The following is a 22,120-nucleotide window of genomic DNA, read 5'->3' as shown; positions in this document are numbered from 1 at the left end:
TTATAGTATACCTATTTAAGTTCTTGCAATATGGTTTGGATCTATTGATAAGTCTGTTGCAATAAAGTATAACCCATTAGCTAAGTATCATTTAAGATATGGAAGTTTTTTGGGCAGTCTTAAAAAAGGTATTGGGTATAGTTTTTCCTTCTAAAGCAATAAGCTCTTTTTTAGGGGTAGGATATTTACCGAATTGGCAGAACTATTGGTCTTCTTTTTTAATATTACTTATTACCGATATTATATTAGTACTTGTATACGGAATCAACTTTATACTATATAAGATGCCATATTCAGGTATAATTATAGCTGCTATTTTTGCGAAGTTAGCGATAGGCATATCGGTACTACAATTAGTTGGGATATCTATTTTCCATATTCAAAACCCTTCGGCAAATAGTAGCGAGAATATAGTGATACAGATAGCGTCAGGGCAGGTACTGACTATTGCATTTTCGATNCCAGCAATAATGTCAATTTATTATGCTGTAAGTAGATTGTATGGAAGTATATGCAAAGAAATATTTCAATGTTCATCTTGGTTTAATAATTTTGTGCACTTGTTCTTTTTCTTTATGATACCTTATGCATTTTTTAATGTTGTGGAAGTGATAAAACCTTGGCCAATAAGTTCTATACAACTTAGTTATAACAATGCAATATCAATCACGTTTGAGGGGATTTTTCATACGTTTTATGCAGTAATTTTGCTGTATTTGACTGCATTTATATTCTGTGATTTAACTATGCATGATGCGATTGTTCTAAATAAAAGCATAATTCAGTATGCGAAAGAAAGCTCAGCAGTTTTAGGTTACTATTTGTGTGACACTACAGAAAAATAAATATTGTATAGTATAAATATTTACTTATATATTTAGTATAAAAAGTGTGCAGTTTATGTGGATCTACAAAGTATAATAAAAGAATTGCAAGATTTTTGGGCTAGTGAAGGATGTACTATACTTTATCCATATACGTCTGAAATTGGAGCTGGAACATTGCATCCTGCGACAGCTATGGCAGCGGTTGACACAAAACCAATGAAGGTTGCATATTTACAACCAGTGGTTAGACCAGCAGATGGCCGCTATGGTAACAACCCTAATCGCCTATATCAACATCATCAGTACCAGGTAATGATAAAGCCTTCTGGAAATAACTTGCAGGATATCTACTTGAGTAGCCTAAAGGCTCTTAGTATATCTACAGGAAAATATGATATTCAATTTGTTGAAGATGATTGGGAAAATCCAAGTATTGGTGCATCAGGACTTGGGTGGGAAGTTACATGCAATGGGATGGAGGTGACACAACTTACTTATATACAGCAAGTAGGAGGCATTGATTGTAAAATAATTCCTGGTGAAGTAGCGTATGGGCTGGAACGTTTAGCAATGTGTATACAAGGTATAGATAATGTTTTTGATATAACTTGGAACAACAATGGTGTAACTTATGGAGATATTTTTAAGCAAAGAGAGTATGAATTTTCTTGCCTGTCATTAAACTATTATAATACTGAAGTAGCACAGCAGCAGTTTGAAGATGCGGAAAAGTTATGTCAATTCCTTATTGAAAAAAAATTGCCGGTAGCAGCTTATGACCAATGTGTTAAAACTAGTCATTTACTTAATCTGCTTGATGCAAGAGGTGTGCTTGATGTGAATGAGCGTACAGTATATATTAGCAGAGTGAGGGAGCTAACAAAAAAATGTTGTGAGTTATACATAAGTAAATAGCATATGTTATCGCAACTATTGTTTGAATGCCTTTCAGAAGAGATACCATCAAGAATGCAAAGTTTAGCTGTAGCTCAAGTTAAGAGTTATATTACTAATGCTTTCAATAAAAATAATGTGAAATTTGCATCTATAGAGGTTTTTGTGACAGCACGTCGCATTGCTCTTTTTGTTAATGATATAAATATTTCAGAGCTGAAAGGTTCTAATAACAGAATTAGTGGACCAAATGTCAGTGCACCGGAAAGTGCCATCGAAGGTTTTTTAAAAAAATATCAAAAAGATAGAAAAGATTTACTTATTCGAAAAGTAAATGATGGAGAGTTTTACTTCATTAAGAGAGAAAGCAGCTCATTTAACATCAAAGAATTTCTTAAAAATCAACTGGAAAAAATGCTAAAAAACTTTTCTTGGCCGAAAAGCATGAGGTGGAGTAAAGGAAAAGAAAGATGGGTTAGACCGATTAAAAACATTTTATGTATTTTAAATGACGAGATAATTCCTGTATTTTTTGCAGGGATTACGGCGTGTAACACAACTTATGGTCATAGATTTCTCTCAAGTAGCGCGGTACTTACTGTTAAAGTACCTAAAGACTATTTTGAGTTACTAAAAAAAAATAATGTCATTCTCCAGCAAGATAAAAGAAAGCAATTCATACTGGATCAGATTAATAAATTCATAAAAGAGCAGAATTTACAACTTGAAGAAAATAATTATTTATTGGATGAATTAACGGGGCTTATAGAGTGGCCAGTTGTACTGTTTGGTAAAGTAAATCACGAAAAGTCATTTGGATTGCCAAAAGAGGCAATTCTTAGTATAATTAATACACAACAAAAATGCCTTGCTTTGAGTAATGGAAAGAGAATTTCGCACTTTGCTACTGTTGTCAATGTCAGCAATGATGAAGTTATCAAAGGGCATGAAAGAATATTAGAGGCACGTCTTGCTGATGCGCAATTTTTGATGTCTCAAGACAGAAAGGAAAATCTTGATTATTATGTAAAAAAGTTAGACTCGATATTATCTCATGCTTATCTAGGTAATGTTGGAGAAAAAGTAAGGCGTATTATGGTTTTATCAAAGTATATAGCCATGTATATTCCGCATGCTTCGTTAACTAAGGTTGAGCATGCTGCATATTTGGCAAAAGCAGATCTCGCAACATCAATGGTAAGAGAATTTCCAGAATTACAAGGAATAATGGGTGGATATTATGCCTCTTATTTTCAGGAAGATAAAGAAATAGTGGAAGCTATAACTGAACATTATAAACCAGTTAGACCAGAGCAAGAATGTCCTAGATCCCCTACTGCGATTGTTGTGGCTATTGCTGATAAAGTAGATAGTTTAGTTGGTTTGATTGCAGCAGGTGAAAAGATCTCAGGTTCATATGATCAATTTGGTTTACGAAGAACGGCAATTGGCATAATTAGAACAATACTTGAGAATAATTTGCATATTCCAATCAGACTATTAATAGATAAGTCGGTATCTTTATATTTAGAATATGTATTTGCTGAGGATGCAGCATCAATTGGTCAACCTAATAAGCTAAATAGGGAGCAGATTCTAGAGCTTGTGCTTAAATTTTGTTTAAAGAGATTTAGGGTTATTTTAAAAAATAAAGGTTTAAGGCAAGATGTTATAGATTCAATATTATATAAAACTGATATTGATGATCTACTGACAGCAGAAAAGCAAACTATTATATTAGATTGTTATCTCAGTACTCCTAAAGGTGAGCAGATTCTGAATACTTATAGAAGGGTGAGTAATATAGTTAGCAAAGCAAAAAAAAATGACAATACTACTTATATCGCATCTTATGATGAAGAGTTTTTAATTGACAGTAAGGAGATAGCACTATCAAATTGTGCTGTAGCTGTTTATAAAAGAATTAAACAAGCAATAAAAAATGATCACTTCAGTACAGCACTCGATGAGCTTAATCGATTTCTTCCACTTATCAATCAGTTTATGGACAATGTAAAGATTAACTGTGCTTATGATAAGCTAAGAGAAAATAGATTCTCTTTGCTTGCGAGTGTTATTTCCATTTTTCATTCAGTGGCATGTTTTAAACTTATACAAGTTAAGCAATGAATTATATCGTAAATATTCAAGTAATAAAAAGGCAAATTGATTTATCTACGCAGTCTTGCGGTGTATATAAAATGACTGGAGAGAAGGGTAAGGTTTTATATGTTGGAAAAGCAAAAAACTTAAAATCAAGATTATCTAACTACCTTCGATTCGGAAACCTTTCTGAACGAGTTAAGGTTATGCTTTCACAGATTGTTAAGATTGAGACTTTTCTAACTAAGAATGAAATCGAGGCATTGCTTCTTGAGTCGCGGTTAATAAAGTCACTAAAACCTACTTATAATATTAAGCTTAAAGATGGAAAATCTTACCCTTATATAACAATTTCCAAACATGATTATCCCAGTATAGCACAACATAGAGGCAAACTTAAAAAGGGTGAGTTTCATTATTATGGTCCCTTTACATCTGCTACTGCTGTTAAGCAAACTATATTGTCATTGCAAAAAGCTTTTCTCTTGAGAGGATGTTCAGATAAAAAGTTCTCCTCAACAAAAAGGCCATGTTTTGAGTATCATGTTAGGCGCTGCTCAGCACCATGTGTGGGTAAAATTGCAAAAGATGATTACTGCCAATCAGTAAAACAAGCACGAGATACATTACTTGGGAGAAACAATAAAGTGGAAGAGCAGTTGCTTTCTATAATGAAAAAGTACAGCAATGAACAGAACTACGAGCTTGCTGCTGTACATAGAGATCGAATAAAGCTGCTTAAGCAAGTTCAAATGCAGCCAATGGATTTTTCTTTTGAAAAAGATGCAGACTTTTTCAGCATTGTACGTAAAGAAGATTTAGCGTGTATTAATTTATTATCGTTCAGAAATAAAGAAAACTACGGAAGTACTTCTTACTTTGCTGAAAATTGTAATGATCATCCAGATGATGAAATTTTGTCTACTTTTTTGATCAATTTCTATAACTCAGTTAATGTGCCTCCAGCACAAATTTATATTCCAGATTTTATTACAAATAGGAAAATTATAGAGCAAGCGCTATGTAAAATTACTCACAAATCAATAAAGGTTTTGTACACAAAGAGTAATAAAGAACGTGATTTATTAGAGTTTGTTTTTAATAACTCTCAATATAGCTTAGAGCGAGAGCTTACTGATTGTAGAGATAGTCTAGAAAAACTCGAAAAGCTGAGTAAAGTTTTTTCGTTACCAAATGTTCCAAAACGTATAGAGGTTTATGATAATAGCCATATGTCTGGAAATCACCAAATTGGTGTAATGGTTGTTGCAGGACAGGAAGGTTTTTTAAAAAGTGAATACAGAAAATTTACTATAAAAGGGGAAATTTCAGGTGATGACTATAAAATGATGAGAGAAGTGTTAATCAAGCGTTTTTCCGGTAAGATAAAGGACATAATCCCTGATTTTCTCTTAATTGATGGCGGGCCTGGGCATGTTTCTACAGTGCAGAATGTGTTGCAAATATTGAAAATAGATGTTCCTTTTGTTTGTATGGCAAAGGGTACTTATCGCAATGCGGGAAACGAGAGATTTTATATGTTAGGTAAGGAAGAGTTCACTCTGGAGAATGATAGCAAGGTCATGCTTTACTTACAATTGCTTCGTAATGAAGCTCATCGTTTTGCAATAGCTTCACATAGAAAAAAACGCGATAAACAGTTTATAAGTTCATAATTAAGAGAAAGTATTTAGCGTTGGCAACGAAAAAAGAAAAAGCATTATGTTCTTATTTTGTTTTTTTAGAAAATATAAGCAAGGCTTCTCTAGCTGAAATTTAAAATATAGCTAGAGTTAGCAATGGGTTAACGGAAGTTAACTTTGAACACTATGAATGTTAGTAAAGCTGATGAGCGCTTGTGCATATAAAACTAACTGATGCTGCTTGAGTAATAACCTAAGCACCTGGTGTCTATAGCTAAAGTAACCTAAGGAATGGTTTGAAGTGATAAATTCCCTTACTACGTGTTGACAGTTAAGATACTATTACAGTATAACATATAAGAATTTTTTAGCTATAGAAAAACTATTTAATTGTATTTATCTTATCTAGCGTTCGTTGTAAAATAATACATGCAGAGATTTTATCGTCTATTTTTTTTGATTTTGTGATTGATACTCCGGCAGTCTTTAGTGTATGAATTGCAATAAATGTTGATAAGCTTTCATCTTGCAAATATATATTTACTTTATATTTTTTTATCATTTTGGTTGCAAACTGGATTATGGTTTCATACCATTCACTTCTTTTTCTATTTGTTTCTAGTGGTAGCCCTATTACTACTGAACCAGCTTCATTTTCTTTGAATACTCTATTTAGATAGCCTAAATCTTTGCTTATATTTTTTCTATTATATATGCTATGAGCAGTAGCTATGAGTTGCGTTTTGTCACTAAATGCTATTCCTATTTGTTTTTTTCCCATGTCGAGGCACATTACACGCTTGTCTTTTGGAATGGATTTTAAAAATTCAGCGGGATTTTTATGCAGCATTTATTGACATGATAAGCACTCATCATAATCAATATCTGTTTTTTGGTGTAATATTTCGTTTTTTTCGGATATATCATGTGAAACCTTGTCGGCTCTTTGTATTGACAGTGATCTACAGTAATATAAACTTTTTAGATTTTTTTTCCAAGCAAGCATGTGTATTTTGTGTAAATAGCGTTTATGTATATTAGGAGGTAGAAACAAATTTACTGATTGAGACTGACAAATATATGGAGTTCTATCGCTTGCATGTTCTATAATCCATCTTTGATCAAGTTCGTATGCTGTTTTAAATGTTAATTTTTCGTGCTCGTTGAGAAAGTCTAGATGCTGTACGGAACCTTCGTTTGTTGAAATTGAGGACCATACTTTGTCATTGTCTTGATTTTTTTTTGCTAATAATCTTTGTAAGAATTTGTTTCGCACTACAAATGAACCTGTAAGTGTTTTTTGTGTGAATACATTTGCTGCATATGGCTCTATCCCAGGGGAGGTGTTACCTGCGATAATAGAAATCGAAGCAGTTGGAGCAATAGCGAGCTTATGTGTAAACCTTTCCATTAGATTGATTTCTTTAGCATCAAGACATGCTCCCTTTTCTTCTGCTAATTTTTTAGAAACTATGTCTGCTTGCTCACGCAAGTGCTTAAATATCCTTTTGTTCCACTGTTGTGCTGTTACTGACTCAAAAGGAACCATTTTGCTCTGTAAAAATGAATGAAAGCCCATTACACCAAGACCAATACTACGCTCTCTCATTGCGGAATATTTTGCTCGCTGTATTTCGTTTGGTGCCTTATTTATGAAATCCTCAAATACATTATCAAGGAAGCGCATTATGTCCTCTATGAAGAATTCACTGTCTTTCCATTCTTCATAGTATTCAAGATTTACTGATGATAGGCAGCATACAGCAGTGCGTGGTTTGTTTAGATGGTCATAACCTNTGGTTAAAGTAATTTCACTGCATAGATTTGACATCTTAATGTCTAAATTGAGTCTTTTATAAGATTCTGGCTTATTATTATTTATTGCATCGAGAAAAATGATATAAGGCTCTCCAGTTTCGACTCTTGCTATTAATATTTTAACCCATATATCACGTGCTTTAACAGTTGAAATGACTTTGTTACTGTGAGGGCTAATTAAATCCCATTCTAAATCTCTTTCAACAGCTTGCATGAATTCATCGTTTACTATTACAGCGTGATGTATATTTAATGCTTTGCGATTTGGATCACCTCCTGTTGGCTTGCGTATATCAAGAAACTCTTCTATTTCTGGATGGGATACAGGAAGGTAAACTGCTGAGCTTCCTCTTCTTAATGATCCTTGACTAATTGCAAGTGTTAGAGCGTTCTGTACTACAATAAATGGTACAATCCCAGATGTTTTACCGCTGCCCTTTACACTTTCGCCAATTGAACGTAGATTTCCCCAATAACTACCTATCCCTCCTCCACGTGCAGCTAGCCAAACATTTTCATTCCATAAATCAACTATTCCCTGTAGGCTGTCTTCAGTTTCGTTAAGAAAACAAGAGATAGGCAATCCTCTGTTAGTGCCGCCATTACTAAGTATTGGTGTTGAAGGCATAAACCATAAATTGCTTATGTAATCATAAAGACGTTGCGCATGCTCCTTATTATCTGAGTAGTAGCTAGCAATACGTATAAAGAGATCTTGGTAACTTTCATTTTCTATTAGATACCTATCCAATAGAACTGCTTTTCCAAAGCTGGTCAGTTTAACGTTTTTTTCATGGTTAATAGTAATATTACTCATGGATTCCTCTTTTGTTTTATTGTACATAGAAACTGCTTTGAGCAATAGTAATTTTTAAGTTATGGTTTCCGGTNTTTTTTGTAGATGCTGTAGCGCAAATAAGATACCATCAACCTGACTTCCATATATTTTACAGTAACTCATATAGCTTATTTGCATATTTATTTCTTTTGCAACGCTTTGTATATAACTTTCTGAGTGGCGAAAGTAATCTCCTTTATTTATAAAGTCAATACCTTCACCTTCCTTTCTTCTTACTAAGCATATAATCACTCCTTTTTTACTCGTAAATCTCTTTGCTAGTTCCAGCTCTACTTGAAAGTCGTGTAGATAGTGTAATACTTCGGCAAAGATGATGATATCATACAAGCAATTCCTTTCTTGTTTAAGGAAATCTGTCATTTCCATGTGTATTAACTCATTATAAACAGGTTTACCCTTTATAAAGCACCCTCTAGCAATATTTAGCATTCTGTTTGAAATGTCAACTCCTATTATGTAATTTCCAATGTTGTGTATTTTAAAGAAATGACCACATATTCCAGTTCCACAACCAAGATCAAGTATGGTAAGTGTGGAAGTTAAGTCGTTAAAGATTTTTACAATTACCATGTGTATAAGCTCATGGCCTCTGTATTGTTTAGCAATCAACCAATGTTCAACAAAGTACTTACCAGTGTAATCAAAATATTGTTTTATGAGCCTTTTAGGCAGTTTTGTAATAGGTGCTAGATTTGTCATTTTTTTTATGTAGTAGGACGCTTCTTCATAGTTATTATCTAGTTTTAATGTCTTTGTTAAATAAGTGTAAGCCTTGTTGGTGTTTCCCATTGCAAAATGACATCTTCCGATGTTATACCAAACTACAGGTAAATTAGAACAAAATACGCTGATTAGCCAAAACCTCAGCTTTGCATCCGATATGTTACCATTATAGAAGTGATGTAAACCAATTTCAATGTTAGTATTTAATAGATTTTTTGATTTTTCAAGGAGTGCAGCTGTTTCTTTATGAAAAGTATTATACTTATTTATAGCGAATTGTTTAGCTTTTTTAACATTAAGCATACTGATTAACTTGCATATGAAACTTGAAATAACATTTATAAAGGATAGGTTACCTTTCATACTTTAAACACCTTGTACGTTCACTATCGCTTTTAAACAACCTTGATTTTTAAAGTATTTTATACTACAAAATATTTTTTTCATTGACTTTTGTTATATATAACCCTACTTAAACGCTTATCTAGATAATAAATTTTGCTTACTTAGAATTACAAGTATATATTATTGCCAATATAAGTAAATATTTTGTGTAAAAAAACGTTGACATATCATTTGTTAGTTTCTAGTATATAGAAAGTTAATTTAGCTTTTAGGTGTTTGACAAGTTTTATGGTAGGGATTAATTTAATCTCAGTTTAATTTCAATAATATTTAACTCTGCATATTCTGCATGTAGTCGAGTAAATAAGTTATTAAGAGCACTTGATGGATGCCTTGGCGTCAAGAGGCGATGAAGGACGTGGTAGGCTGCGATAAGCTGTGGGGAATTGTCAGCAAGTTTTGATCCGCAGATTTCCGAATGGGAAAACCCAACTAGCTAAGCTAGTTATTACATAGTATGTAAAGCGAACTTGGTGAACTGAAATATCTAAGTAACCAAAGGAAAAGAAATCAACCGAGATTCTGTTAGTAGTGACGAGCGAAAGCGGAAGAGGCTAGAGATTTAAGAATAAGAATTAGAATACTCTGGAAGTAGTAACCATAGAAGGTGATAGTCCTGTATAAGTAGAAAGTTTTTAAATCCTTGAGTAGAGCGGGACACGTGGAATCCTGTTTGAACGTGGGGGGACCATCCTCCAAGCCTAAATACTCCTTGACGACCGATAGTGGACAAGTACCGTGAGGGAAAGGTGAAAAGAACCCCGGGAGGGGAGTGAAATAGAACCTGAAATCAAGTGCTTACAAACAGTTGGAGCTCTATGTTTTTCCTATGAGAGTGATCTTATAGTGAATTTGCATTAGGGTGACAGCGTACCTTTTGCATAATGGGTCAGCGAGTTAATCTATGAAGCAAGCTTAAGCCGTTAGGTGTAGGCGTAGCGAAAGCAAGTCTAAATAGGGCGTTTTAGTTTTATGGATTAGACCCGAAACCAGGTGATCTAGTCATGACCAGATTGAAGGTGTAGTAAAACACACTGGAGGATCGAACTAGTTAATGTTGCAACATTATTGGATGAGTTGTGATTAGGGGTGAAAGGCCAATCAAACTTGGAAATAGCTGGTTCTCTGCGAAATCTATTTAGGTAGAGCGTTGTATGTATGTTATTGGGGGTAGAGCACTGGATAGACTAGGGGGGTTCACTGTCTTACCAAATCTAACTAAACTCCGAATACCAATAATTAATTGTATAGCAGACACACTGTGGGTGCTAAATCCATAGTGAAAAGGGAAACAACCCAGATCACCATCTAAGGTCCCAAAATTACAGCTAAGTGGGGAAGGAAGTAGAAAAACCATTACAGCTAGGAGGTTGGCTTGGAAGCAGCCATCCTTTAAAGAAAGCGTAACAGCTCACTTGTCTAAATAAGTTTTTCTGCGCTGAAAATGTACCGGGGCTAAAGCTGTATACCGAAGATGTGAGTACTTATTGATTTTAGTCAATAGGTGCGGTAGCAGAGCGTTCTGTAAGTCTGTGAAGGTGGTTTGTAAGAACTGCTGGAGATATCAGAAGTGAGAATGCTGACATAAGTAGCGTAAAAGAGTGTGAAAAACACTCTCACCAAAAACCTAAGGGTTCCTACGTTAAGTTAATCTGCGTAGGGTTAGTCGGTTCCTAAGGCAAGTCCGTATAGGAGTAGTCGATGGCAATCAGGTTAATATTCCTGAACCTCTTAAGTGTGACGAGTTTTGTATTTGTATAGGGCTTATTGGATTGTCTTATGCTTAAAAGGAGCTCCAGGAAATAACGCTTATATTCATGAGGCCGTACCGTAAACCGACACTGGTGGGTGAGTAGAGTATACTAAGGTGTTGAAAGAATGATGTTGAAGGAACTCGGCAAATTGTACCTGTAACTTCGGAAGAAGGGTAACCTGCTTTTAGGCAACTATTAGTAGGTGGCACAAAATAGGGAGTAGCGACTGTTTATTAAAAACACAGGACTCTGCAAACACGTAAGTGGAAGTATAGGGTCTGACGCCTGCCCGGTGCTGGAAGGTTAATAAGAGGGGTGCAAGCTCTGAATTGAAGCCCCAGTAAACGGCGGCCGTAACACTGACGGTCCTAAGGTAGCGAAATTCCTTGTCGGGTAAGTTCCGACCCGCACGAATGGCGTAACGATTTCTCCACTGTCTCCAACATCAATTCAGCGAAATTGAATTCCCCGTGCAGATGCGGGGTACCCGCGGTTAGACGAAGAGACCCCGTGCACCTTTACTATAGCTTTATATTGTTATTAAAAATGTAATGTGCAGGATAGGTGGGAGGCTTTGAAGTTATGGCGCTAGCTGTAATGGAGTCAACCTTGAGATACCACCCTTTACACTTTTGATATCTAACTATGTTTCATTATCTGGAACTAGGACGTTGTATGGTGGGTAGTTTGACTGGGGCGGTCGCCTCCTAAAAGGTAACGGAGGCGTGCGAAGGTAAGCTAGAGCTGGTCGGAAATCAGCTTAATAGTATAATGGCACAAGCTTGCCTGACTGCGAGGCTGACAAGCCAAGCAGAGACGAAAGTCGGTCATAGTGATCCGGTGATTCTGTATGGAAGGGTCATCGCTCAACGGATAAAAGGTACGCCGGGGATAACAGGCTGATGGTGTTCAAGAGTTCATATCGACGACACCGTTTGGCACCTCGATGTCGACTCATCACATCCTGGGGCTGAAGAAGGTCCCAAGGGTTCGGCTGTTCGCCGATTAAAGTGATACGTGAGTTGGGTTTAGAACGTCGTGAGACAGTTCGGTTTCTATCTGCCGTGGGTGAAGGAAATTTGAGAAGATCTAACTCTAGTACGAGAGGACCGAGATGGATATACCTCTGGTGTACCAGCTGTTATGCCAATAGCATCGCTGGGTAGCTATGTATAGGTGGGATAATTGCTGAAAGCATATAAGCAAGAAACCCTCTTCAAAAAGATTTCCCAATTAAGGCCGTGGAAGACTACCACGTTGATAGGCTAGGTGTGGAAGTATGGTAACATGTGAAGCTAACTAGTACTAATAGCCTGATTGGTTTATTTGCTTTCTATATGCGTGTATGCAGTGTTAAATATTAAATTAAGTTAGAAATTTTTATTAACTTGGTGGCTATAGCAAAAATGAAACACCCGATCTCATTTCGAACTCGGAAGTGAAACTTTTTAGCGCTGATGGTACTTGAAAAGGGAGAGTAAGTCGCTGCCAAGTTTATGAAAATTTCTTCATTAATTATAAGTTGTATAGATGTATTTTTATCTTAATTTTCTTGTTTTTATGTATCCTTGATCTTTTTTTATATCATTTAGTGTTGTTCCTACTTCTTCTAATTTACCTTCTTTTAAAGGAGAATTGCTGATTTCTGGTGATGTTATATTATCTGCTACCTTCTTTTTTAATAATTCTTCTTGCTGACGGAATGCTGACCTCCAGTCTGTTCCTGTTCCTTTAGGGAGAAATAAAGATTGGTACATCTTACCAAAGCCTATATTACTTACCTCTTTTATGTACTCCACCATTTATTGCGCCTATTAATTATTTTTAAAAACTTTACTCATGTTATCGTAAATAATATAGTTGTAAATACCTCAATTGAGGTTTTTATTTTATTTTTTTTAAGCAAATAGTTAGATCTTTTTGTAAGTTTTTATAGCTTGCTTGTATAATATTTCTGTGAGTTACTATTATATAGTAATACCCAGTATTACTTGCATGTAAAATGTTAATTTTAGCAAGCATTCGTAATTGCCTTTTGATTTTGTTTCTTTTTGTCGCTTTCCCAACTTTTTTGCTGATAACTAAACCTGTTCTAATAGTATCAATATACCTTTCTGGTTCTCTTTCTTTTACGGCATATAGTGACATGTAGAGTCCATGATAAAAAGAACTATTAGGTACTAGCTTATTTTTAAAAGCAAATGAGAAGTCTTTTTTTTTATACTTGATAACTTGACTATGCACATAGTTTTTTGCATCCTAATGAGCGACGTCTGTTGAGTATTTTTCTTCCAGCTTTTGTTGCTATACGTGTGCGGAAGCCATGTCTGCGTTTTCTTATCAGATTTTTTGGTTGAAACGTTCTTTTCATTGTTTTTACAAAAGTATTTAATTATTTTAATTTTGTTTTACTTTATTGTCAAATGGTATTTGTATTGTATATACTAAATATCCTTAAAAATTGTATTTTCGTAAAATAAGGTTCGAATATGAGTAGATGAATTCAGTGACAACAATCCTTTTCATACTTACACTACTAATTCTTTTGTTTTATTTTAGTAAATTTCAACAAATAAATAAAGTCAAAGTTTATTTATATCTTAGTTGTATATGGTTGTTAACCTGGTCATTAATATTCTGTAGTAATTGTCTTATAACTTCTATCGCTATAGCGTCACTTTTTTTTATGTTTGCTTTTGTCTTTAAATGCAATAAGATAATCAAGCTTTTATTATCTATAGCTCTTGCTATATCGTTTTTTATCACTTTATTTATAATGTTATCTATTCTTGTCCAATCTGTTAATTTTTTTAGAGAAGTAGCTATTTCAGAATTTTTATTTTGCTTGAAGTGGAGTCATAGTGCAGTGACTATTAATGGAGAAAAAATAGGATGCTTCGGTATAGCTACACTTTTGGTTGGCACATTAGTTGTAACTATTGTAGCAATGGTAGTTGCTGTTCCTCTTGGTTTATTTTCTGCAATATATATTAGTGAGTATGCGAGTGAAAAAGTGCGTTATATTGTTAATATAACTCTGCAAGTTTTATCTGCTATTCCTACAGTTGTATATGGATATTTCTCGGTTGTATTTTTATCTTCTTCTGCAAAACAGATAGCAAGTTTTTTTGGTCTAAGTATACACTCGGAGAGTGCATTGGTTGCTGGTTTATCAATAGGGATAATGGTCCTTCCTTTTATTATTTCTTTGTTAGAAGACGCAATTAGGTCTGTTCCAAAGAGTTTACGCTATGGCTTTATGGCGTTAGGGGCTACTCCAGCAGAAACTGTATGGCACATAATAATACCCTATGCAATGCCTACGATTTTGAGTGCAATTCTGTTATCAATTTCAAGAGTGATAGGTGAAACAATGATAGTGCTAATGGCTGTTGGAATCAACTCAAACTTAACTTTCAATCCTCTTAATTCAGTTACTACTATTACTGTGCAGGTAGCTACGCTACTTACTGGAGATCAGGATTTCAGTAGTGTGCAAACACTTGCTGCTTATGCGCTTAGTTTAGTACTATTTATTATTACTTGGCTATTAAATGCATTTGCATTGTTTATAATAAAACGCGATTAGCGAACACTTTAATGTTGCAAAATTTCTATTAATAGCATAAGATTTATTTTCTTGATTTGGAGAAGTATTATAAAATAATAGTGTTGGGTGGTAAAAATAAAAAGGTGAATATAGGTAGAACAGTTAAGGTAACCCAAGCAGTTATTGATTTAAAATTTGAAGGCGAATTACCTAAAATATTTAATGCTTTAAAAAGTAAACTAAAGTATAAGGGCAAGGAGTTAGTTTTGGAAGTTTCACAACATATAGGTGATAATACAGTCCGTTGTATTGCCATGGATAGTACAGATGGTGTATCAAGGAATGATGAGTTTGTTGATACAGGTGCACCAATATCAGTTCCAGTTGGGCGCTCAACTTTAGGGAGGGTTTTTAATGTTGTTGGAGAGCTTATAGATGAATATGGTCTCCTGAAAGGGAAGTATGATCTAGAGCCTATACACAGGGAGCCGCCAAGTTTTACAGAACAGAAGATACAGGAAGAGGTTTTAGTTACAGGGATAAAAGTCGTAGACCTTCTTGCACCTTATTTAAAAGGAGGAAAAATTGGCTTATTTGGTGGAGCCGGTGTTGGTAAAACAGTTCTCATAATGGAATTGATTAATAATATAGCAAAAGCTTACAAAGGATTTTCTGTATTTGCTGGAGTTGGGGAAAGAGTACGTGAAGGTAATGACCTTTATCACGAGATGATCAATTCAAATGTGATAGATGTGAATGAACATGAAAAGTCTCAAGCTGTTTTAGTTTATGGTCAGATGAATGAACCCCCTGGGGCAAGGGCTAGAGTTGCTTTAACAGCATTAACTATGGCAGAGTACTTTCGTGATCATGAGAATCAGGATGTTCTGTTTTTTGTTGATAATATCTTTCGTTTTACACAAGCTGGTTCTGAAGTTTCTGCTTTACTTGGGAGAATACCTTCAGCTGTTGGGTATCAGCCGACACTTGCAACTGATATGGGAGCGATGCAGGAGAGGATAACCTCAACTACTTCCGGTTCTATTACTTCTGTGCAGGCGATATATGTTCCTGCGGATGATTTAACCGATCCAGCTCCAGCAACTACATTTTCTCATCTTGACGCAACTACAGTACTATCGAGGCAAATAGCTGAAATGGGAATATATCCTGCTGTTGATCCACTTGATTCAACTTCTCAGTCTTTATCTAGTGAAATTATTGGTGAAGAACATTATAGAGTAGCTTCTGAGATAAAACGCATACTGCAAACTTATAAATCACTGAGAGATATTATTTCAATACTTGGTATGGATGAGCTGTCTGATGAGGATAAAATTACTGTTGATAGGGCTCGTAAAATTCAGAAGTTTCTCTCTCAACCTTTTCACGTTGCAGAAATATTTACTGGTATGCCTGGTAAATTTGTTTCACTTTCTGACACTGTTTCCAGTTTTAAAGGAATTATTGAGGGTAAATATGATCACTTACCAGAGGCTGCTTTTTATATGGTGGGAAATATAGATGAAGCAATAGAGAAGGCTGAATTAATAAAGACTTAAGTTAAAGTTTGAGCTAGAGATTAGAGATCATGAATACCTTTAAAGTGCAATTTTTTTCTCCTGATAATCAAATCTCATTCAATAAAGTGGTTTCTCTTTCAATGAATGGGCTTGAGGGTGAACTTATGATTTTAGCTCACCACTCTCCTTATTTAATTTATTTATTGCCAGGTATAATCACTGTTAAAATGAGTAAACAGAAGGAAGAAAAGGTTGTGGTTGATAATGGTGTACTGGAGATTATAAATAATAATTGTAGTGTTATGACGAATCAAATTCAGGTTTTCGATTGTACAATTCATAATGAGGAATTGTTTAAAAGCAAAAGAATGAACATGCAATTAAATTATTTTAGTTAGTGAGTTTTTATTGTATATTGAGATATTATGGAAATTTTTCTTGATAGTGTTGATTTAAGTGAAATTGAAGAGCTAAAAGAGGTTATTGATGGTATAACAACTAATCCTTCTTTGATAGCAAAGTCTGGGCGTAAAGATGAATATGAAGGTTTAATAAGTGAAATATGCTCTGTTATAAAAGGGCCTGTTAGTGTTGAAGTTGTTGCAGATAATCATGAGGAAATGATTAAAGAAGGACTTAAATTAGCGAAAATCGCTAGTAATATCGTAGTAAAGTTGCCTCTTACATATGAAGGATTAATTTCTTGTAAAAAGTTGTGGACAGAGCATAAAATACCTGTTAACATTACATTATGTTTTTCTCCTGGACAAGCACTGTTTGCCGCTAAGGCCAGTGCTTGTTTTGTTTCTCCTTTTGTTGGTCGTCTTGATGATATAAACCATGGTGGTTTATTTTTAATAAGGGATATACGTACTATATATTCTAATTACGGTTTTGATACTAAAGTTCTTGTTGCATCAGTAAGAAGCTCAGCGCACGTGATAGAAGCTGCAAAACTTGGTGCTGATTCAATTACTATGCCAGTAAAAGTACTTAGGCAGTTACTTAGCCATCCACTTACTGATTATGGGCTTGCAATATTTGAAAAAGACTGGAGTGCAAAAAAATAAGTAATCATANAAATTTGTTAGAAAGGACGAAAAACTTATATTAGCCTTAACCATTTTATGGTCTGATGTTAAAAAACTTAGGTGCTGTCTGATTTTCGTGCTAAGTTAACGATATATGTAATTCAAGGTTGTATAAACATGATGAACTTCCTATAGAGAAGAATTAGCAAAAGTGTAGCACGCATACAACAGAAATATATACCGTGCATATCTTGAAGAAGATACACTACACTTTTTTACTGAATTTTGTTGTTTAGTGGAAAAACTTGCAAACAAAAGTAGATTTTTTGATTTTAGAGTGCTATTCTGCTGACAAAATGGAGCTGCAAAAATGTGCTAAGCAATTTTTTTATTGATTTATTGAGCTCCTTTTCTATGCCTTTTAAAAAGGCTAGATTCATAATTATTATGAGCTGTTTTATAAAATTTAAAAACACTTAAGAACTTAAACTATCTGACTTTGAGGTTAGAATCATATCTTAAAGCTAGAAAATGTCTCTTCTTTTTCTTTATATTATTTACTGATTCTTAATTAGAGAAAAATTGGAACCATATGCTTTATTAAAGGTAAGATTAACCATTTTATCTTCACGCATCGTTTTTGCAAGAGGAGCTTGAGTTTTTATTTGCAAATTAATTGACTTTGATGATATGAATGATTTCATTCTATTTAGCTGATGGTTCGGCAAAGCTACAATTTTAGGTTTTTGTTTATCTGTATCATTACTAGATATATAACTATTCTTCAGTAGTTCTGATTCCTTTTTTATTTGCTGATTAGAAATTTAAAGGTGTTAGGTGTTGCTTTCTTCATNNTATTACAACAGTAAGTTTCGTTACTGTAAATAATCAATACACTATTACTATGATTTACAGAATGTTACATTTTATTCTTCTTTATTATCATATAGTGTCTGCTTCTTGTAAATATCCTTTGAAGTCCAGCAATTACTGATATTATATCCTAAGATATCATATTGGCTACTATTATTGTATTTCGAGATATTGTAAGTATTTTCTGTGAATTGTTAATTATGATTATGGTTTTTGTACTTTACATATTTTTCTCCTCGCTTAGCATTTTCATCAATTTTTTTTAAAATACTTTTAAATGTTAAATTAAACTTGAAGTCTCTTCTCTGTCTTTTCATTAAAGTTGCATATTCATTCTTATTTTTCTGATTTTCTATACTACTTAGTAGATAAGCGCACTCGCCTTATTGAATTTTACTTTCGATTTTGACAAGAGATTAATAATCATTAAGTCATTTTCACAAGAAACTTTTCTATTAAAATATTTAGTTATAGGTAGATTTCTCTAATTGCAACCTCTGAAAAAAAATTTCGATTGTAAATTCTAATAGAATTCATCTATGTTGCTTTTTTTTAAACTCATATTGATTCTATATTTATTAATGAGTAATTTTACCAGCTCATGATTGAAATTTTTTGCAGCATGATTTAATGAAGTACTGACTTTTTGTGCATATTTGTTCTATATCGAATGGATTAGGTAATTTTTAAGGAAAGTAAGCAATTGTTTTACAACTTCTTTTTGTCTTGTTATTTACTACAGCTTTAACTATTAGGTTATTCTTGATATTCATGGTGCTTTTTTTACTATTTAAGCTAATATATTACTGTAATTACATAGAAATTTATTTTTTAGTTTGTCTTTTTTAGTGCGAGAAAGGAAAATCTGCTAAGGTTATAAAGGGTTGATTTATGCATTTTTCAAATTGCATCTCCTATATTACATAAATTGACCTTATTAACAAAGCTAGCTAATATCTAAATGAGTTGTTGCTTAAAATAGGAATCATGGAAACTGACATAGTAGTAATAGGTGCAGGACCTGTTGGAATATTTACTGCTTTTCAAGCGGGAATGCTCGATATGAGATGTCATATAATGGATATTTTAAATCAAGCAGGAGGACAGTGTGCCGCTCTTTATCCAGGAAAATCAATATATGATATACCTGGCTATCCTGTTATTACTGCGCAAAGATTGATTGAACAATTAATGGAACAAGCTTTGCCATTTGGCCCTGTTTACCATTTAAGTCAAATNGTGGAGAAAATCTCAAGTAATGACAATCAAAGTTTTACTGTAGTAACAAGTATAGGTACAGAAGTGAAGTGTAAAGCTGTTATCATTGCTGCAGGTAATGGAATATTTGAACCTAACCGCCCACCTCTTAGTGGTATATTAGAGTACGAGAATAAGTCCGTATTTTATAGCGTAAATAAAATTTCTGATTTTCAGGATAAAACTATAGTTATTGCGGGAGGAGGAGATTCCGCAGCTGATTGGACTATAGAACTCTCTAGAGTTGCGAAGAGAATCTATGTGATACATCGAAGAAAAGAATTTCGTTGCACTCCTGAAACTAAAAATAAATTAGAATTACTTAAAAGCGATGGAAAAATAAAACTCGTAACGCCATATCAATTACACGAATTAGTTGGGAATAATGGGCAATTGAATGCAGTGATAATAAAGAATATTGTCTCTAATGAAAAAAAAGGAATATACGCTGATTTCTTACTGCCATTTTTTGGCCTGTCGATGAATTTAGGTCCAATAAACAATTGGGGTTTAAAGTTGCAACATAGTCGCATAGTTGTTGATCAGACTACACTTAGAACTAATAGAGATAGGATATATGCAGTCGGAGATATAGCTACTTATTTGGGTAAACTAAAGTTGATATTAAATGGTTTTGCTGAGAGTGCTATGGCTTGTTATGACATATATAAAGTAATTCACAATTCTCCAGTTAATTTTCAATATTCAACTTCAAAGAGGATTCAAGAAAGAGCAAGTAATTTACTTTAAGTAAAACTGCTATATAGTATTTTGTAGCTTGAATTTTATATGAACATACCTAGCATAGAAAATTGTGATTTTCAGGGTAAGACTGTTTTGCTCAGGGTTGATTTTAATGTTCCTATAAAAAACGGAAAAGTTCATGATAACACTCGTATTTTGAGAACGCTGCCTACCATTCAACACTTAATAAATGCAAGTGCAAAAGTTATTATTATATCACATCTTGGACATCCAAAAACTAAAGATAGTAGTCTATCGCTAAGAAACATAGTTGAAACCTTATCACAATTGTTGAAAAAAGAGGTAAAATTTATTGATACTTGTATTGGCCAGAGAGTACAAAGAGCAATAAATGCAATGAGTAGAGGAGATGTAATGTTACTAGAAAATCTAAGATTTTATAAAGGGGAGGAGCAGAATGACTTGAATTTTGCTAAACAGTTAGCATCTCTAGCGGATATATATGTAAATGATGCATTTTCTTGTTCTCATAGAGCTCATGCCTCTATTTCATGTATTACAAAGTTTTTACCTTCCTACGCAGGATTTTGCTTGCAAAATGAGCTAAAGCATCTTGAAAAAGTCATATTGTTTGATGCTAAACCCATTACTGCGATAGTTGGAGGAGCTAAAATATCAACTAAAATAAAAATGCTTATAAAATTAGCAGAAAAGGTTAATTATCTAATTCTTGGTGGTGCAATTACTAATAATTTTTTGTTATTTAATGGAGTGAGTGTTGGCAAATCTTTTTTTCAAAATAACGTTAATGATCTTCTGCGTGATGTTGTTGAGACGGCAAATAAAAACAATTGCAAAATAATTATGCCTGAAGATGTCTTAGTTGCAGTAAACTCTGATTATAGCACTGGCATTTTAAGAAAAACTGAATCTATTTTAGATAATGATGTAATTTTAGATATCGGACCTCAAACTTTAAGCACAATAAGCAGTGTAATAGCAAGCAGTAAAACTTTGCTGTGGAATGGACCTATTGGTGTTTTTGAGTATTCAGCTTTTGCAAATGGTACAATAGGGGTGATGAAGGTGGTAAGTAGTTTGACCCGTAAGGGGAAATTAATCAGTGTGGTAGGGGGAGGGGATAGCCTATCCGCAATAAATGCTGCAGGTCTTACCGATAAAGATTTTACATATGTTTCGACCGGCGGAGGGGCATTTTTAAACTGGCTAAGTGATGATGAAATGCCAGGAGTTGCTGCACTACGATTAGCGTTAGATTAAAGTTTTTTAATTAATGGTACTGGTATAGTATAGGATTTGTTTTTTATATTAAAAATCATTATTTCAGTGACACGAATTGATAAGTTGGCTTTGAGGCATTCTTCAAAGTAAATTCTTCAAGCTAAGCTATATTTTCTCCCTTCTAGGTCTAACTGCCTTTGATAAAGGCGTGTTAAGAATTTGTGGAGATTGAATAACACACCATAATTAAGAAATTTTAGTATTTTGCTTGATATCTGCAGAGCATCGGGAAGTAGTGGAAAAGATATACAATACAATAGGCTCAATAATCAAGTGATTATACCGAATGCAGATCTAGAGTTATTCAAGGGTAAGTCAAACTAAGATTTGTTTTACTAATAGCAGAATTGAAAAAGAGACTATATAGATATAAGGTTTGTCATATTTTTTATGGCGAGCTAAACAATGAATTAGGTATATGTGTTTTGTAGATAGGTATGTTGAAGCTTAGAAGATAATGGACAGTGTGATTTGAAATAATAAGTCTCTATGCAATAAGATAGAGTTGATCAACCAGTTTACTCATTTGGAATAAAATATTTATGTGATGATGAGGAAATACTTTAATGCTGATGTGATATTTTAGTTTCTGTAACTAGAGAGTATTAAAGAAACTGGAAAAGATCGAATGTATCTATATGAAATATTTATTTAATATTTATGTACAATCTAAAAAATGTTTGACTATGACAAAGTTATGCACGAATTAAAATGATCTTACTAAAAAAAATAAAGAAAAAATTTAGAATAGTTTCTTATAAAAAGAATGACCAATCAAAATATTCAGAAATATATTAGCTAATAGTGAAATATCTATCTTAATTTAGCAATAAAGGTTTCTATACATTTAAAA

The 22,120-nt window shown here is 33.7% G+C and carries 16 protein-coding genes, 2 rRNA genes and 1 pseudogene; 12 read left to right on the top strand and 7 right to left on the bottom strand.

Annotation, left to right across the window (positions count from 1 at the left end; translation table 11 throughout):
• Window positions 1–98 precede the first annotated feature (98 nt).
• From HSX44_RS02800 to uvrC, 4 genes and pseudogenes are all read left to right on the top strand, one after another.
• Window positions 99–845, top strand: a complete 747-nt coding sequence (locus HSX44_RS02800; protein WP_275602211.1) for a phosphatidylglycerophosphatase — start codon at window positions 99–101, stop codon at window positions 843–845.
• A 57-nt stretch (window positions 846–902) separates the two neighbouring features.
• Window positions 903–1,742, top strand: a complete 840-nt coding sequence (locus HSX44_RS02795; protein ID WP_275602210.1) for a glycine--tRNA ligase subunit alpha — start codon at window positions 903–905, stop codon at window positions 1,740–1,742.
• Between the two features lie 3 nt (window positions 1,743–1,745).
• Window positions 1,746–3,851 (top strand): glycine--tRNA ligase subunit beta, encoded by a 2,106-nt coding sequence (gene glyS, locus HSX44_RS02790; RefSeq protein WP_275602209.1) that lies wholly within the window; start codon window positions 1,746–1,748, stop codon window positions 3,849–3,851.
• Window positions 3,848–5,601, top strand: a pseudogene (gene uvrC, locus HSX44_RS02785) (excinuclease ABC subunit UvrC); the annotation flags it as partial. The gene glyS and the pseudogene uvrC, both read left to right, overlap by 4 nt.
• 248 nt (window positions 5,602–5,849) lie before the next feature.
• Here the strand turns inward: uvrC and ruvX are convergent.
• The 3 genes from ruvX to HSX44_RS02770 all read right to left on the bottom strand — a co-directional run bounded on the left by ruvX (window position 5,850) and on the right by HSX44_RS02770 (window position 9,230).
• Entirely contained in the window at window positions 5,850–6,317 is a 468-nt protein-coding gene (gene ruvX / locus HSX44_RS02780; RefSeq protein ID WP_275602206.1) for a Holliday junction resolvase RuvX, read from the bottom strand.
• A complete protein-coding gene (locus HSX44_RS02775) occupies window positions 6,318–8,129 on the bottom strand; it encodes a ribonucleoside-diphosphate reductase subunit alpha (RefSeq protein WP_275602204.1) in 1,812 nt (603 codons plus the stop codon).
• Between the two features lie 27 nt (window positions 8,130–8,156).
• Complete coding sequence (locus HSX44_RS02770; protein WP_275602203.1) at window positions 8,157–9,230, bottom strand: methyltransferase; 1,074 nt, start codon at window positions 9,228–9,230, stop codon at window positions 8,157–8,159.
• Between the two features lie 343 nt (window positions 9,231–9,573).
• On the opposite strand from HSX44_RS02770, the gene HSX44_RS02765 reads away from it, so the two are divergent.
• Window positions 9,574–12,356: ribosomal RNA gene (locus HSX44_RS02765) — 23S ribosomal RNA — on the top strand.
• A gap of 57 nt (window positions 12,357–12,413) precedes the next feature.
• Window positions 12,414–12,520, top strand: a 5S ribosomal RNA gene (rrf, locus tag HSX44_RS02760).
• Between the two features lie 44 nt (window positions 12,521–12,564).
• Here rrf and HSX44_RS02755 read toward each other — a convergent pair.
• The 3 genes from HSX44_RS02755 to rpmH all read right to left on the bottom strand — a co-directional run bounded on the left by HSX44_RS02755 (window position 12,565) and on the right by rpmH (window position 13,397).
• A complete protein-coding gene (locus HSX44_RS02755) occupies window positions 12,565–12,828 on the bottom strand; it encodes a hypothetical protein (protein WP_275602202.1) in 264 nt (87 codons plus the stop codon).
• Between the two features lie 82 nt (window positions 12,829–12,910).
• Window positions 12,911–13,270 (bottom strand): ribonuclease P protein component, encoded by a 360-nt coding sequence (gene rnpA, locus HSX44_RS02750; RefSeq protein WP_275602201.1) that lies wholly within the window; start codon window positions 13,268–13,270, stop codon window positions 12,911–12,913.
• Window positions 13,263–13,397 carry a 50S ribosomal protein L34 gene (gene rpmH, locus HSX44_RS02745; protein WP_275602200.1) on the bottom strand — a complete coding sequence of 45 codons (135 nt, stop codon included), beginning with the start codon at window positions 13,395–13,397 and terminating at the stop codon, window positions 13,263–13,265. The genes rnpA and rpmH overlap by 8 nt, the downstream gene beginning before the upstream one ends.
• 126 nt (window positions 13,398–13,523) lie before the next feature.
• Here rpmH and pstC point away from each other — a divergent pair, with 126 nt between their 5' ends.
• The 4 genes from pstC to fsa all read left to right on the top strand — a co-directional run bounded on the left by pstC (window position 13,524) and on the right by fsa (window position 17,169).
• Entirely contained in the window at window positions 13,524–14,615 is a 1,092-nt protein-coding gene (gene pstC / locus HSX44_RS02740) for a phosphate ABC transporter permease subunit PstC (protein ID WP_275602199.1), read from the top strand.
• Window positions 14,616–14,719: 104 nt separating this feature from the next.
• Entirely contained in the window at window positions 14,720–16,138 is a 1,419-nt protein-coding gene (atpD, locus tag HSX44_RS02735; protein ID WP_275602198.1) for a F0F1 ATP synthase subunit beta, read from the top strand.
• A 29-nt stretch (window positions 16,139–16,167) separates the two neighbouring features.
• Complete coding sequence (locus tag HSX44_RS02730; protein WP_275602197.1) at window positions 16,168–16,497, top strand: F0F1 ATP synthase subunit epsilon; 330 nt, start codon at window positions 16,168–16,170, stop codon at window positions 16,495–16,497.
• A 27-nt stretch (window positions 16,498–16,524) separates the two neighbouring features.
• Window positions 16,525–17,169, top strand: coding sequence for a fructose-6-phosphate aldolase (fsa, locus tag HSX44_RS02725; RefSeq protein ID WP_275602196.1), 645 nt, complete (start codon window positions 16,525–16,527; stop codon window positions 17,167–17,169).
• A gap of 518 nt (window positions 17,170–17,687) precedes the next feature.
• Here the strand turns inward: fsa and HSX44_RS02720 are convergent.
• Window positions 17,688–17,834: a hypothetical protein gene (locus tag HSX44_RS02720; protein ID WP_275602195.1), complete on the bottom strand. Its 147-nt coding sequence runs from the start codon at window positions 17,832–17,834 to the stop codon at window positions 17,688–17,690.
• 1,156 nt (window positions 17,835–18,990) lie between these two features.
• Here HSX44_RS02720 and HSX44_RS02715 point away from each other — a divergent pair.
• A complete protein-coding gene (locus tag HSX44_RS02715; protein WP_275602194.1) occupies window positions 18,991–20,010 on the top strand; it encodes an NAD(P)/FAD-dependent oxidoreductase in 1,020 nt (339 codons plus the stop codon).
• A 39-nt stretch (window positions 20,011–20,049) separates the two neighbouring features.
• Window positions 20,050–21,246 carry a phosphoglycerate kinase gene (locus tag HSX44_RS02710; protein WP_275602193.1) on the top strand — a complete coding sequence of 399 codons (1,197 nt, stop codon included), beginning with the start codon at window positions 20,050–20,052 and terminating at the stop codon, window positions 21,244–21,246.
• Window positions 21,247–22,120 lie beyond the last annotated feature (874 nt).

This window comes from Wolbachia endosymbiont of Onchocerca gibsoni (assembly GCF_029169405.1).
Lineage (GTDB): Bacteria > Pseudomonadota > Alphaproteobacteria > Rickettsiales > Anaplasmataceae > Wolbachia.
Note: the sequence above shows the minus strand (reverse complement) of the source record. Positions and strands in the feature narration are given on the sequence as shown.

Bases quoted from the DNA above. Each gene is read 5' to 3' on its own strand.
- glyS (WP_275602209.1), top strand. From the start codon at position 1,746: ATGTTATCGCAACTATTGTTTGAATGCCTTTCAGAAGAGATACCATCA.
- ruvX (WP_275602206.1), bottom strand. From the start codon at position 6,317: ATGCTGCATAAAAATCCCGCTGAATTTTTAAAATCCATTCCAAAAGAC.
- HSX44_RS02755 (WP_275602202.1), bottom strand. From the start codon at position 12,828: ATGGTGGAGTACATAAAAGAGGTAAGTAATATAGGCTTTGGTAAGATG.
- rpmH (WP_275602200.1), bottom strand. From the start codon at position 13,397: ATGAAAAGAACGTTTCAACCAAAAAATCTGATAAGAAAACGCAGACAT.
- pstC (WP_275602199.1), top strand. From the start codon at position 13,524: ATGAATTCAGTGACAACAATCCTTTTCATACTTACACTACTAATTCTT.
- HSX44_RS02730 (WP_275602197.1), top strand. From the start codon at position 16,168: ATGAATACCTTTAAAGTGCAATTTTTTTCTCCTGATAATCAAATCTCA.
- fsa (WP_275602196.1), top strand. From the start codon at position 16,525: ATGGAAATTTTTCTTGATAGTGTTGATTTAAGTGAAATTGAAGAGCTA.
- HSX44_RS02720 (WP_275602195.1), bottom strand. From the start codon at position 17,834: ATGAAATCATTCATATCATCAAAGTCAATTAATTTGCAAATAAAAACT.
- HSX44_RS02710 (WP_275602193.1), top strand. From the start codon at position 20,050: ATGAACATACCTAGCATAGAAAATTGTGATTTTCAGGGTAAGACTGTT.